Genomic DNA, 13,818 nt, shown 5'->3' with positions numbered 1-13,818 from the left:
GGGTACAGAAATGCTTGAAGAAATTTCCATCAAGAATTTTGCCATTATCGAAGAGTTAACCGTTTCATTTGAAAATGGATTAACAGTATTAAGCGGTGAAACGGGCGCCGGGAAATCCATCATCATTGATGCGATCGGCCTGCTTATCGGTGGAAGGGGATCGGCTGAATATGTACGCCACGGAGAAAAACGGGCGGAAATGGAAGGGCTGTTCCGCCTGGAGGATAACCACCCCGCAGTTGAAAAATTAGAGGACGCAGGTATTGATATTGAAGACGATATGGTTGTTCTGCGCCGGGATATTACGCATCAGGGTAAAAGCATCTGCCGCATCAACGGCAAATTAGTAACGCTTGCTGTACTGAGGGAAACGGGCCACAGCCTCGTAGATATCCACGGCCAGCACGAGCATCAGGACCTGATGCATGCTGAGCGTCATCAACAGATGCTCGACCGGTTCGGGAAAACGGAGCTTGAAGAAGCCCTCGAAGACTATCAAAAGCGCTACCACCGTTTTGGACAGCTGCAGTCGAAATTAAAGCAGCTGAAGGAAAGCGATCAGGAAACGGCAAACCGGCTGGATTTTATTCAATACCAGCTTCAGGAAATAGAAGCCGCCGGCCTGCAGCCGGGAGAAGACGAAGATCTGGAAAAGGAACGCCACATCCTTGCTAATAGCGAAAAGCTGTTTGAGGCCATCCGCGGGGCCTATGATCACCTGTACGGCGAAGGGAAGGCCCTTGACTGGGCAGGCATGGCCGTATCAAGCACAGAGGAAGCCGCCGAAATCGATACTGATCTCGGAGAGCTTTCGGAGTCAATCAGTTCAGCTTATTACATGATGGAGGAGGCAACGTTTACGCTCCGGGATAAAGCTGATTCCATGGCGTTTGATCCGGAGAGGTTAAACGAAGTGGAGAACCGGCTCGATGAGTTGAATAAATTGAAAAGAAAATACGGCGATTCCGTAGAAGAAATTTTAGTATACGCCTCCAAAATTGAAGAGGAAATCGATTCACTTGCCAATAAAGAAGAGCGAATCGCCGAATATGAGCAGGCGCTTTCCCAGGCAGCACAAGAGCTGATTGCCGAGGCTAAAACATTAACTGATTTGCGCCGGCAGGCCGGCCACTCGCTTGCCGGAAGTGTACAGCGGGAGCTTCAGGCGCTGTACATGGAGAAGGCGACAATGGAAGTGCAGATCTCACCTCTCAGCCGTGGGAAAACCTATCAGACACCTGAGGGGGAGACGTGGGTATTCAATGAAAAGGGAGCGGACAAGATCGAGTTTCTTATTTCAGCCAATGCCGGAGAGCCATTAAAGCCGCTCACAAAAGTAGCTTCCGGCGGCGAAATTTCCAGAATCATGCTGGCATTGAAAACGATTCTTTCCGGCTTCCAGCACGTTACTTCCCTGATTTTTGACGAGGTTGATACAGGGGTAAGCGGCCGGGTGGCCCAGGCAATTGCGGAAAAAATCCATCTGGTGTCCAGAGGCTCCCAGGTGCTTTGCATCACCCATCTGCCTCAGGTCGCTGCGATGGCAGACAGTCATTTGTATATTCAAAAAGAAGAAAAAGAAGAAAGAGTCCAGACAATTGTCACACCGTTAACGGCGGACTATAAGATCGATGAAATCGCCCGGATGATTTCCGGAGTTGAAGTGACGGCCCTGACAAGAGAAAATGCGACTGAACTGTTAGAAATGGCCGAGAAAGCAAAAAGCAATGTATAGCCCCAATAGAATATGTCCACCCGAAAAAGACAACTGCCGAAGTTGTCTTTTTCTATGCGACACGCTATGGTAAAATAATATCGAGAGGGAAAAGGAGTGGAAAGAAATGATACGGGTTGTGGTGGCCGACGATAACAAGGAACTCGTCGAAGTACTAATCGAACATATAGAAGAACAGGAGGACATGAAAATAGCAGGTACGGCCCATAACGGGGAAGAAGCGCTCGAGGTGGTGGCACAGGAACAGCCGGAAGTCTTACTCCTTGATATTATTATGCCGCACCGGGACGGTCTTTCTGTATTAACGGCACTGAAAAATAAACATACTGTTAACACGAAAGTTATTATGTTAACTGCATTCGGCCAGGAGGATGTAACGAAAAAAGCGGTGGAGCTTGGAGCTGCCTACTACGTTTTAAAGCCATTTGATATGGAAGCGCTAATGGCAAATATCCGGGACGTGCACAGAGAAAGCCTAAATTCCCAGGTGCTGACTGAAGATGAGCCAAAAAAAGCTGCTGGCCGTCAGTCGTTGGAAGAGCTTATTAAAGACATTATTCAATATGTCGGCATCCCTTCGCATATTAAAGGCTATGTATATATGCAGGAAGCAGTGAAACTCGTAGTAGAGGACATGCAGATGATTAACGCAGTCACCAAGCAGCTGTACCCTGAAATTGCCCGGAAATTTCAGACGACGCCAAGCCGGGTCGAACGGGCGTTAAGGCATGCCATAGTTGTAGCATGGGACCGCGGGCATACGCAGGCGATTTCCGATCTGTTCGGCTGGAGCCAGGACGGGTCCTTGCCCTATAAGCCTTCAAACAGTGAATTTATCGCGGTAGTAGCCGATCGGCTGCGCACAGAGCAGATATAAATATGAGTTTATATAAAAAGGAGAACGAAAAATGGAATTGTTTGAACGTATGGAGCTGCACGATTATGAGCAGGTAGTGGTCTGTCAGGACCGGAACTCAGGGTTAAAAGCAATTATTGCTATACACGATACAACACTCGGACCGGCTCTGGGTGGTACAAGAATGTGGACGTATGAAAACGAAGAAGCAGCGTTTGAGGATGTGCTGCGCCTCGCCAAAGGGATGACCTATAAAAATGCAGCAGCCGGCCTGAATCTTGGCGGGGGAAAAGCTGTGATTATGGGAGACGCGCGTACAGATAAGAATGAAGAAATGTTTCGTGCTTTCGGTCGTTACATTGAGGGTCTTGCCGGGCGCTATATTACGGCAGAAGATGTTGGCACGACAGAGCATGATATGGATATTATCCATGAAGAAACTAATTTTGTAACTGGTATTTCACTGTCTGCTGCTTCCGGATCGAGCGGGAATCCTTCACCAGTCACCGCCCGGGGCGTGTATCAGGGCATGAAAGCAGCGGCAAAGGAAGCCTTCGGTACCGATGACCTTGCCGGCAGAACAATTGCGGTTCAGGGCGTGGGCCATGTTTCATTTGAAATGTGCAGATTTCTTCATGAAGAAGGAGCCTCATTAATTGTAACGGATATTCGGGAAGCTTCGGTGGAGCGTGCCGTTCAGGCCTACGGAGCAAAAACGGCGGCCCCAGAGGAAATTTATGATGTACCGTGTGACATTTTCAGTCCTTGTGCGCTTGGAGGCGGATTGAACGAACAAACCATTGCCCGTCTGCCGGCAAAAGTCGTAGCCGGAGCAGCGAACAATCAGCTGCAGACGGAAGAAGACGGCATCCGTTTAGAGGAGCGGGGCATTGTTTACGCACCGGATTACATTATCAATGCAGGCGGCGTCATTAACATCGCCGACGAGCTGTACGGGTACGACCGCGAGCGGGCCCTGAAGAAAGTCGACGGTATTTACGATAATATTGTCCGTGTATTTGAAATTGCGAGACGCGACGGTATCCCATCGTTCCAGGCTGCAAATCGGCTGGCCGAAGAGCGCATTGAATCCATCAAGCGTTCAAGAAAACAGTTTCTGCCCCACTCACGGCATATTTTAACGAACCGGTAAAGCAGCCTGAGCGCTGCTTTTTTATTTTAGCACCGAGGTCGACGAGCGAAGGGATATGCTATAATAATCTCCAAATATTAAAACTTCTCTTCACCAGATCTATTTTCGTGCTATGATGTAACGGAAAATTCCATTAAAATAAAGTAGAGATGAATAAATAAAATCCCGGGTGAAAGCCCGCAGGAGGAATTTTTATGGCTAAAGAATATGACCTGGTCATATTAGGAGCTGGTACCGGCGGATATGTGGCCGCTGTGCATGCAGCGAAAAGAGGACTATCGACGGCTGTCGTAGAAGCACGTGACATCGGCGGCACCTGCCTGCACCGTGGATGCATTCCAAGCAAATCGTATTTAAAAAGTGCAGAGGTATATAAAATGGTGAAGGAAAGTGCGGCCTACGGTGTTGAAGCAGATAATGTAAGCCTGCAGTTCGGAAAGGTCCGGGAAAAAAAGAACCAGACGGTCCAACAATTACATAAAGGGGTTCAGCAGCTGCTCGCAAGGCATCAGGTGGATGTATATTACGGGCATGGGCGCATCCTCGGGGCTTCCATTTTTTCACCAACGGCAAGCACCATTTCTGTGGAAACAGACACCGAAGGGGAAAATATTATGCTGCAGCCCAAACAGATAATGCTCGCCACCGGTTCCCGTCCGGCGACTGTGCCGGGATTCGATATTGACGGTGAATATATTTTATCCTCCGAAGAACTGCTTGAAGCAGAACAGCTACCTTCGTCGATTGTAATTGTCGGCGGAGGAGTCATCGGTGTGGAATGGGCTTCAATGCTTCAGGATTTCGGCGTCGAGGTACAAATGGTGGAGCTCGGCGACCGTCTGCTCCCGATGATGGACCACGCCGTATCGAAAGAAGCGGAAAAACGCCTGAAACGAAAAGGCGTCCGTATTTTTACAAATACACAGCTCGACCCTTCTTCACTTACGAAAAACGGGGAAATAACGGTCCGTACAACGTCCGAAGAGGCACTGGCGGCTGAAAAAATGCTCGTCGCTGTAGGAAGAACCGGCAATACAGGTGACCTGGGGCTTCACAACACGGAAGTCGAAGTAGAGAACAGCTTTATCCAGACATCGGGCATGTACCAGACGAAGGAATCTCATCTGTACGCTATCGGCGACGTCATCGGCGGTATGCAGCTGGCTCACGTGGCTTCACGTGAAGGCATCATTGCTGTAGAGCATATGCTTGGCAGTCACCCGGAGCCTCTCGACTATAAAAACGTTCCTTCCTGCGTCTACTCGGATCCGGAAATGGCTTCGGTAGGCTGGACAGAGCATGAGGCCACTGACGCCGGCCTGGATATCAAAACAAGCACCGTGCCTTTTCAGGCGATAGGCAAGGCCCTGGTGGAAAACGATCCGGAAGGGTTTATGAAAATGATTGTGGATAAAGACACTGAAGACGTGCTCGGCGTTCACATTGTCGGAAAAAAAGCGACCGAATTGATTAACGAAGGAGCACTTGCTGTCTATATGAATGCCTCGCATCTTGAAATACAGGGAGCCGTGCACGCGCATCCAACACTGGCGGAAATTTATGCTGAAGGTGCCCTGGCAGTAGACGGAAAAGCTATTCACCACGGGTGAAATAACGAGGAGGAACGAATATGATTCAAGAATACAGTACTCACCGGGAAGTAGGCTTGAGCGACGAAGAAGCGCTCACAATGTATGAGATTATGCTGCAGGCGAGGCGTCTTGATGAACGGATGTGGCTGTTGAACCGTGCCGGCAAAATTTCGTTTGTTGTCTCCTGCCAGGGCCAGGAAGCTGCGCAGGCAGCTGCAGCTATGGCGCTTGACCGCGATAAGGACTACCTGCTGCCGTATTACCGTGATTTTGGTCTTGTAATGGCATTTGGAATGACCGCGAAGGATTTAATGCTTGCGGCGTTTGCCAAGCAGGGGGATCCAAACTCTGAATCCAGACAGATGCCGGGCCATTTCGGCCAGCGAAAAAACCGCATCGTGACCCAGTCCTCTCCGGTTACCACGCAGATTCCCCATGCGGCCGGGTTTGGACTTGCAGCTAAAATGAAAAATAAGGATTTTGTTACGATGGTTACGTTTGGTGAGGGTTCCTCCAACCAGGGAGACTTTCATGAAGGCATGAACTTTGCCGGCGTCCACGATCTTCCAGTCGTGTTTTTCTGTGAAAACAACAAATACGCTATTAGCGTACCTCTAAGCAAACAGCTCGCCTGCGAGCATGTTGCTGACCGCGCAAAGGGATACGGTATGCCGGGGGTCACCGTGGAGGGCACACGGCCGTTTGAGGTGTATCAGGCTGTGAAAGAAGCGGTGGACCGGGCACGGGAAGGCAAAGGCCCAAGTCTTGTTGAAGCACTGGTGGCAAGACTTACACCGCATTCAAGCGATGATAACGATAAACTGTACCGGAGCGTCGAAGAAATGGATGAAGAAAAGCAGACGGACGCCGTCGTGGCTTTTGCGGATTACCTGAGAAGTGAAGGGATACTTACCGAAGAAAAGGAACAGGCGATGGAGCAGCGGATCCGCGAGGAAGTGGATGCCGCAACGGATGCCGCTGAAGCAGCGGAATACCCGGCTGTAGAAACACTTGGACAGTATGTTTACGAGGAAGAAGGGAACTAATATGGCAGTCATGTCTTATATTCAGGCAATCAATACAGCGATGAAAGAAGAAATGGCGCGTGATGAAAATGTATTCGTTCTGGGCGAGGATGTCGGCCTGAAGGGCGGGGTGTTCCGTGCGACCGAAGAACTGCACAGCACATACGGCGACGAACGCGTCATTGACACACCGCTGTCTGAATCAGCGATCGCCGGGGTAGGCATAGGAGCTGCGATGTACGGCCTCCGCCCGGTAGCGGAAATGCAGTTTGCGGACTTTATTATGCCTGCAGTGAACCAGATCGTGTCAGAAGCAGCGAAAATCCGTTACCGCTCCAACAATGACTGGTACTGCCCAATTACGATCCGGGCGCCGTTTGGGGGCGGGGTACACGGTGCTCTGTATCATTCGCAGTCGGTGGAGGCGCTGTTTGCAAACACGCCGGGACTGAAAGTAGTTATTCCGTCCACGCCCTATGATGCGAAAGGACTGCTGAAGGCTTCGATCCGGGATAACGACCCGGTGTTATTTTTTGAGCATAAGCGTGCGTACCGGATGCTCAAAGACGAAGTACCGGAAGAGGACTACACTGTGCCGATCGGGAAAGCGGCAGTCAAACGGGAAGGCACGGATGTCACCGTAATTACATACGGGCTGTGTGTGCATCTGGCCAACCAGGCCGCCGATACACTTGCCGCGGAAGGCATTGATGTGCATTTGATGGATCTGAGAACCGTCTATCCAGTCGACCAGAAAGCAGTCAAAGAAGCCGCAGCGAAAACAGGAAAGGTGCTGCTTGTCACCGAGGATAACCTCGAAGGAAGCATCATGAGTGAAGTGTCGGCTATCATTTCCGAACACAATTTGTTTGACCTCGATGCCCCGGTCCGGAGACTGGCAGCTCCCGATGTGCCGGCCATGCCTTACGCTCCGACACTCGAAAAAGAATTTTTAATGAATACGGATAAAATCACGAAAGCGATACGAGATTTGGCGGAATTTTAGGAGGGTATCAAGGATGCGCAAAGAAGTAACAATGCCGCAGCTAGGGGAAAGTGTCACCGAAGGCACGCTGTCCCAGTGGCTTGTAAAACCGGGCGATAAAGTAAAAAAATATGACCCGATCGCAGAAGTGCTGTCAGATAAAGTGAGTGCAGAAATTCCCAGCTCGTATACAGGCGAAATCAGCGAGCTCGTTGCTGAAGAAAACGAAACAGTGGCTGTGGGTACGCTCATCTGCTATATGGAAACAGAAGAAGCAGAGCCGGCCGAGACAAAAAAGGCTGAAAAGCCTTCGGCAGAAACGGAGCAAACGGCCCCGGCACAAACAGATGGGGAAGAAGATAAGTCGATGAAAAAAAGGTATTCGCCGGTTGTATGGCGGCTCGCCCAGGAAAACGGCCTGAATCTTGACGATATCGAAGGATCCGGCAGACAGGGGCGTATCACGAAAAAAGATGTTGAAAAAGCGATCCGGGAAGGCGCAGAAAAAACCAAGCAGGAGGAAGCTGCACCTTCGCCGTTTCCAATCTATTCAACAAAGCCTTCTGAAAATCAGGAGGAGCGTGAAGGCGACACCATTATTCCGGTAACCGGGGCAAGAAAAGCAATTGCAGACAATATGGTGAAAAGTAAGCAGGAAATCCCTCATGCCTGGACGATGATTGAAGTGGACGTGACGGATCTGGTGGCGTACAGGAACAGCGTAAAAGACGAGTTTAAACAAAAAGAAGGCTTTTCGCTTACGTACCTGCCATTTTTCATGAAAGCTGTTTCCGAATCCCTGCAGCTGTTTCCGAGTCTTAATTCCACCTGGGACGGCGACCGGATTATTCAGCGCAAGGAAGTGAACCTGTCGATGGCTGTAGCCAGTGAGGAAGCTTTATACGTGCCGGTCATCAAGCGGGCAGACGAAAAAAACATTCGCGGTCTCGCCCGGGATATGCAGTCTCTTGCGACTAAAGTCCGCCAGGGCACCATTAAGGCAGAAGAAATGAGAAGCGGAACGTTCACGGTGAATAACACCGGTTCATTCGGCTCGGTGCAGTCCATGCCGATTATTAATCATCCGCAGGCGGCCATTCTTTCTGTGGAATCGATCGTGAAACGACCGGTAGTCATGCAGGGGGATATGATAGCAATACGCTATATGGTTAACCTGTGTCTGTCTCTCGATCACCGTATTTTAGACGGCCTGCTGTGCGGACGGTTTTTAGCTGACCTAAAGCAGCGGCTTGAAAATTATAAAGGAACGGAAAACATTTAAGAGAAGCTTCCCCAGGAAGCTCTCTTTTTTTAGGTATAAAAAAGAATCATTCTTATTTACAAATGGATCCCCTTGCGCTAAAATCAATGTACATACAAAACGTAATCATTACGATAAAGAGGTGCAATGATGAAAAAACTATTTATGTTAGGGGCAGCCGGAGCAGCATTCGTTTCTTTAAGCGCCTGCGGTTCGGATGATAACCAGGAAGAACAGGGAAGCGAAAGTGAGGAAAAGCTTGAAGTGTATACCACGCTTTTTGCCTGGGAGGACTTTACTAAACAGATCGGCGGCGATCATGTAAATGTAGAAAACGTCGTACCGGCCGGGTCGGATGCGCATACATATGACCCAACGCCGCAGACACTAACAAACATTGCGGAGGGCGATATGTTTGTGATGACCGGAAACGGAATGGAAGGGTTTGCTGACGAAGTGGAAAGCACGATTGGCAATCAGGACGTGCAGATTGCCAGGGTGGCAGAAGCTGCGGGAGGGCAAGAAGAAGCCCATGAGCATGAAGAAGGAGAATCTGAGGAAGAACATGCTGAGCATGATGAAGAAGGCCACAGCGAGGAAGAGCACGACCACGGCGGAACGGATCCTCACGTGTGGATCGACCCGGTTCAGGCGAAGGAAGCAGCCGGAGTGATTAGAGACGAGCTGATTGAGGCGGATCCGGATAATGAGCAGGATTACGAAAATAATTATGAAGAACTGGCAGGGGAGCTCGATGAACTGGATGAGCGGTTCGAGACCCTTGCAGATGAAAGCAGTAAAAATCAATTTATCGTTTCTCATGCAGCCTATGGATACTGGGAAGAACGATATGGGCTGGAGGAAATTGCCGTTAACGGCGTGAATGCCCAAAACGAACCTTCCACGCAGGAAATCAATGATATTATCGATACAGCAGAACAAAATGACCTGAACGCCATTATGGTGGAGGAAAACATCCCGTCTGACACGACAAATGTTCTCCAGGAAGAAATCGGCGCAGAGGTATATACGCTAAATAACCTCGAATCAGCCAGCGAAGAAGAGATTGCCAATGGCGAGGACTACGTATCATTGATGAATCAGAATGTCGATAACCTTGAAAAAGCCTTGAACGAATAACTTTTCAAGCTTCTTACTTGTGATTCCCTGTTCTTATCCGCTACAATATAGGTATTCGGTGAAGGAAAGGAAGGATTTTAATGAATTTTGATTTTTACGTCAATGATATAGTACAAGCTTCCCGAGATGAAATCGAAGAAGCCGGCTACCAGTCTCTTCGTACCCCGGAAGAAGTCGATGAAGTATTGAACAAGGAAGGCACAACGCTTGTTATGGTAAACTCTGTATGTGGCTGTGCTGGAGGCATTGCCCGTCCGGCGGCAGCGTACATGACGAATTATGATACAAAGCCGGACCGTCTTGTGACCGTATTCGCAGGTCAGGATAAAGAAGCGACTGAGCAGGCCCGTTCTTACTTCACAGGATTTCCACCATCGTCTCCATCGTTTGGTCTTTTAAAGGACGGAGAACTGGTACGCATGGTTGAACGTCATGAAATTGAAGGCCATGAGCCGATTCAGGTTGTTCAAAAACTCGAAGAAGCTTTCGATCAATACTGCACAAAATAAAAAGTGCCCTCCGGGGCGCTTTTTTTGTTAAAAAAAGAGTTCCTCCCTGAAGGAGGAACCCATTGGATTTATTTTTCCAAATGATAAATATTGCCGTCCTGCTCTACAGTGGTGTCAACATCCGGAAATACAATTTCGCTCGTTTTCGGCTCAAATTCCTGGGAAGTTTCAAACCCAACCCGGAAGTCGTTACTTTTTGTTGAAGGACCCTCTTCCTTTGTCACGCTGTACCAAAGTGTTTTACCGTTGGAAGCGATCGTCGTCTGTGGTTCTCCTACATTAGCTTTAAATGTTACTTCTGCCATATGCTATCCCTCTTTCTTCGTGTAAGATCTATTAAGGTTTGTTCCCCCCACCGCTTTTGATTTAAACGTCAATTACAAAATTAAGAAAAGACAGGGGAGTGCCTTGACGCTCAGCTTTATATTCATGGTATACTGTTTCGGAATACATAAATGAAAAGGGCGGAGACAAATGATTCAGACGCACTATGAAAAAATAAAGGAATACTTAAACATGGACGAAGAAATTTCGTACGACGAGTTCCGCGATTACTACCAAAACGTCATCGATGAACTTGATGCAAACGCCTCCGGCTACGAAGAGGAGCAGGTGTGGAAAGCCTTGTTTATTACCGAAAGCATCATGTCCAACGCAGAAGACCGGGAGAAGCGGACGAAAAAAAAGCAGGAGTCCAAGAAGTTCGGAAAGATGCAGGAACGTTCCAGAGTGTATTCCCAGCATTTCACCAAACGCCTGAAGGAAGCAGGATACAGTGAAGATGATATCAATGATCAGTTTGAAAAAATGCTCGAAGGGTCTTCCGAGGAAGCGTAATTAAAAAATGGGTTGACTTTCATATTCGTTCATTGGTATAGTATTCATTGTCTTGTTAAAACATATGACAAAAGCGCCTATGGTGAAAGGGATATCACTCGAGATTCCGGTTCTCGCATTCCAGGTTCGAGTCCTGGTAGGCGCACCAATGAATAAATGTGTAAGCAAAGGAGCTATTCCTTTGCTTTTTTATTTGGCTTTTGGGCTGAAACCATCACAGCAGAGGGAACAGGGCCGAAAAGCTCCAGTCAGTTTCCCTCTGCCGGTGTTTACGATATAATATAAGTACGAATGAACAAACAGAGAGGTTTTTTAGATGGGGAGATTCCGAATTGGATATCGGACGCTGAAAACAGCAGTAGGCACAGCTATATCCGTATACATTGCCCAGCTGCTGCAGCTCGATTACTACATATCAGCAGGCGTCATTACCATTCTTTGTATTACCACGACCAAAAGGGGATCCCTGACTGTCAGCATCGAACGACTCGTTTCCTGTGTGATTGGGCTCGGGGTCGCGAGTGTATTCTTTGAACTGATAGGCTATAATCCGGTGGCCATCGCTGCACTTTTTCTGCTCAGCATTCCCCTCAGTGTAGCAGCGAACGCTGCGCGGGGTATCGTCACAAGCAGCGTTATCGTTCTTCACCTTTATACAGAAGAACAGGTGAGCGCGGGCATCTGGATAAACGAGCTCGCGATTATTTTTATTGGCATTGGGGTAGCTTTAATTATGAATCTTTATATGCCGAGCAGCGAAAAAAGCCTGGCTCAGGATCAGTTAAGCCTTGAAGACGCTTTTCGCAAAATCTGGGAGGAGTATGCAAACTACCTTCGTTTTGGCGATAACATCTGGGACGGGGCAGAATTTTCGGAGGCAGCCAAGATCATTGATGAGGCTAAAGGAAAAGCCCTAAGGGATATAGACAACCATTTCCTCCGGGATGATGACTACTTTTACCACTACTTCCGCATGAGAGAAAAGCAGTTTTCGGTACTCGAAAGCATCCTGCCGTTTATCTCTTCGATTGATCAGTCAGTGCCCCAGGGCCATAAAATGGCTGATTATATGGATGAACTAAGCGACGCCGTCTCCCCGGGCAATACCGCCGGCTATTTTTTATACCGTCTTGACGAAATGAAGCATGAAATCCAGCAGATGGAGCTGCCAAAAACAAGACATGAATTCGAAATACGTTCATCTCTGTTTTATATTTTGTATGAAATTGAAGAATACCTGCTCATTAAAAAAATGTTTAAGCCCGATCCGAAGCGTACCCATACAATATCGGGCAAACGATTAAACAGACAAATGGCACGCAGAAATAAATAAAAAGCAGAACGAGCGGGTATGAAAACCCGTAAGTTCTGCTTTATCCGATACATACAAGCATTGGCGTTTATTTAAAACATCACCGCTCCGCCCATTAACAGGCTGCTGCCGACAAGCGCAAAGATCATAATGTAAATAATGACTTTCTGCATTCTAACCCCCGCTTTCAATAGAAACTAATGCTCAAATTATAACACAGCAGGCGAAAAAATATATAATAAACCTAAGCAACCCGCAAAGGAGTTATAATAGTGATGGCAAATCAGGAACGTTTAATACAGGAATTTATTGAACTTGTGCAGATAGATTCGGAAACGAAGCATGAAGCGAAAATTGCAGATATAATCAAACGGAAATTCCAGGAACTCGGGCTTGAAACAAAAGAAGATAACGCCAAAGCTCTGACCGGCCACGGGGCGGGGAACCTGGTCTGTACACTGAAAGGCACAGACAGCGCAAAGCCGGTGATTTATTTTACCTCCCACATGGATACCGTTGAACCCGGAAAAGGCATTGAGCCTGAGGTGCAGGATGAATATATCGTTTCGAAGGGAGAAACAATTCTTGGTGCTGACGATAAAGCAGGAATTGCGGCGATGCTTGAAATGGTAAAAGTGCTTCAGGAAGAAGATGAACCCTACGGAGACATTCAGTTTATCATTACAGTAGGGGAGGAGTCCGGACTCGTGGGCGCAAAGCATCTTGATACCGGGCTGGTGCATGCCGATATGGGCTATGCGCTTGATAGTGACGGACCAGTAGGCACGCTCGTTACTTCAGCACCGTATCAAACGAAAATGCATGCGACTATTTACGGTAAAAAAGCGCACGCAGGGGTGGAGCCGGAAAAAGGTATTTCAGCCATCAGCGTTGCCTCTAAAGCGGTAACCAAAATGCCGCTGGGGCGAATTGATGAAGAAACAACAGCCAATATCGGAAGCTTTGCCGGAGGGACCCAGACGAATGTCGTATGTGATGAAGTCGTGATTTCTGCTGAAGCACGCTCCTTTAAACCGGATAAGCTGAGCAGGCAGGTAGCTGCGATGCGGGAAGCTTTCGAGGAGGCAGCTGAAGAAATGGGGGCCGAGGCATCCATTGACATACAGCCAATGTATGAAGGTTACGTGCTGGCCGAATCAGACAATGTAGTGCAGCGTGCTGTTCAGGCTGCCCACCGGCTTGACGTGGAGCCGAAAACTGTACAGAGCGGAGGCGGAAGCGACGCCAATGTAATTTCCGGCTACGGTATTCCTACCATCAATCTGGGCGTCGGCTATGAAAATATCCACACAACAGAAGAACGGCTGCTCATTAAGGAATTTGTAAAAGTACCAGCGTTTATGGCGGCTATTGTAACCGGGCCGGCAGACAATGCGTAAAGGAGGAAAATAT

At 48.4% G+C, this 13,818-nt stretch carries 14 protein-coding genes and 1 tRNA gene; 13 read left to right on the top strand and 2 right to left on the bottom strand.

Annotated features, from left to right (window positions below; translation table 11 throughout):
* Positions 1-10: 10 nt before the first annotated feature.
* The 9 genes from recN to G548_RS0107615 all read left to right on the top strand — a co-directional run bounded on the left by recN (position 11) and on the right by G548_RS0107615 (position 10,256).
* Positions 11-1,735, top strand: a complete 1,725-nt coding sequence (recN, locus tag G548_RS0107655) for a DNA repair protein RecN (protein WP_022793574.1) — start codon at positions 11-13, stop codon at positions 1,733-1,735.
* A 106-nt stretch (positions 1,736-1,841) separates the two neighbouring features.
* Positions 1,842-2,612 (top strand): sporulation transcription factor Spo0A, encoded by a 771-nt coding sequence (gene spo0A, locus G548_RS0107650; protein WP_022793573.1) that lies wholly within the window; start codon positions 1,842-1,844, stop codon positions 2,610-2,612.
* Positions 2,613-2,643: 31 nt separating this feature from the next.
* Entirely contained in the window at positions 2,644-3,744 is a 1,101-nt protein-coding gene (locus G548_RS0107645; RefSeq protein ID WP_022793572.1) for a Leu/Phe/Val dehydrogenase, read from the top strand.
* Positions 3,745-3,938: 194 nt separating this feature from the next.
* Positions 3,939-5,354 carry a dihydrolipoyl dehydrogenase gene (gene lpdA, locus G548_RS0107640; protein ID WP_022793571.1) on the top strand — a complete coding sequence of 472 codons (1,416 nt, stop codon included), beginning with the start codon at positions 3,939-3,941 and terminating at the stop codon, positions 5,352-5,354.
* A gap of 20 nt (positions 5,355-5,374) precedes the next feature.
* Positions 5,375-6,382: a thiamine pyrophosphate-dependent dehydrogenase E1 component subunit alpha gene (locus G548_RS0107635; RefSeq protein WP_022793570.1), complete on the top strand. Its 1,008-nt coding sequence runs from the start codon at positions 5,375-5,377 to the stop codon at positions 6,380-6,382.
* A gap of 1 nt (position 6,383) precedes the next feature.
* Positions 6,384-7,367, top strand: a complete 984-nt coding sequence (locus tag G548_RS0107630; RefSeq protein ID WP_022793569.1) for an alpha-ketoacid dehydrogenase subunit beta — start codon at positions 6,384-6,386, stop codon at positions 7,365-7,367.
* Positions 7,368-7,380: 13 nt separating this feature from the next.
* On the top strand, positions 7,381-8,628 hold the full coding sequence (locus G548_RS0107625; RefSeq protein WP_022793568.1) for a dihydrolipoamide acetyltransferase family protein: 1,248 nt from the start codon (positions 7,381-7,383) through the stop codon (positions 8,626-8,628).
* 129 nt (positions 8,629-8,757) lie between these two features.
* The gene (locus tag G548_RS0107620; protein ID WP_022793567.1) at positions 8,758-9,747 is read left to right on the top strand and encodes a metal ABC transporter solute-binding protein, Zn/Mn family; all 990 of its coding nucleotides are present in this window, start codon (positions 8,758-8,760) and stop codon (positions 9,745-9,747) included.
* 80 nt (positions 9,748-9,827) lie between these two features.
* Positions 9,828-10,256, top strand: a complete 429-nt coding sequence (locus G548_RS0107615; protein WP_022793566.1) for a BrxA/BrxB family bacilliredoxin — start codon at positions 9,828-9,830, stop codon at positions 10,254-10,256.
* Positions 10,257-10,324: 68 nt separating this feature from the next.
* Here the strand turns inward: G548_RS0107615 and G548_RS0107610 are convergent, their stop codons facing one another.
* Positions 10,325-10,561, bottom strand: a complete 237-nt coding sequence (locus G548_RS0107610) for a hypothetical protein (protein WP_022793565.1) — start codon at positions 10,559-10,561, stop codon at positions 10,325-10,327.
* Between the two features lie 169 nt (positions 10,562-10,730).
* Between G548_RS0107610 and G548_RS0107605 the strand changes: the two genes are divergently transcribed.
* The 3 genes from G548_RS0107605 (at position 10,731) to G548_RS0107595 (ending at position 12,426) form a co-directional block, all read left to right on the top strand.
* A complete protein-coding gene (locus G548_RS0107605; protein WP_022793564.1) occupies positions 10,731-11,093 on the top strand; it encodes a hypothetical protein in 363 nt (120 codons plus the stop codon).
* 73 nt (positions 11,094-11,166) lie between these two features.
* Positions 11,167-11,241 (top strand) — tRNA-Arg (locus G548_RS0107600).
* 168 nt (positions 11,242-11,409) lie between these two features.
* Positions 11,410-12,426, top strand: coding sequence for an aromatic acid exporter family protein (locus G548_RS0107595; protein ID WP_022793563.1), 1,017 nt, complete (start codon positions 11,410-11,412; stop codon positions 12,424-12,426).
* Between the two features lie 71 nt (positions 12,427-12,497).
* On the opposite strand, the gene prli42 is transcribed toward G548_RS0107595, so the two are convergent.
* A complete protein-coding gene (prli42, locus tag G548_RS19170; protein ID WP_156847924.1) occupies positions 12,498-12,578 on the bottom strand; it encodes a stressosome-associated protein Prli42 in 81 nt (26 codons plus the stop codon).
* Positions 12,579-12,680: 102 nt separating this feature from the next.
* Here prli42 and G548_RS0107585 point away from each other — a divergent pair, with 102 nt between their 5' ends.
* Positions 12,681-13,805 carry a M20/M25/M40 family metallo-hydrolase gene (locus tag G548_RS0107585; protein WP_022793562.1) on the top strand — a complete coding sequence of 375 codons (1,125 nt, stop codon included), beginning with the start codon at positions 12,681-12,683 and terminating at the stop codon, positions 13,803-13,805.
* Positions 13,806-13,818: the final 13 nt, after the last annotated feature.

Source organism: Marinococcus halotolerans DSM 16375, from assembly GCF_000420725.1.
Taxonomy (GTDB): domain Bacteria; phylum Bacillota; class Bacilli; order Bacillales; family Marinococcaceae; genus Marinococcus; species Marinococcus halotolerans.
The sequence above is the reverse complement of the archived record's forward strand: the minus strand, read 5'-3'. Positions and strand labels throughout refer to the sequence as shown.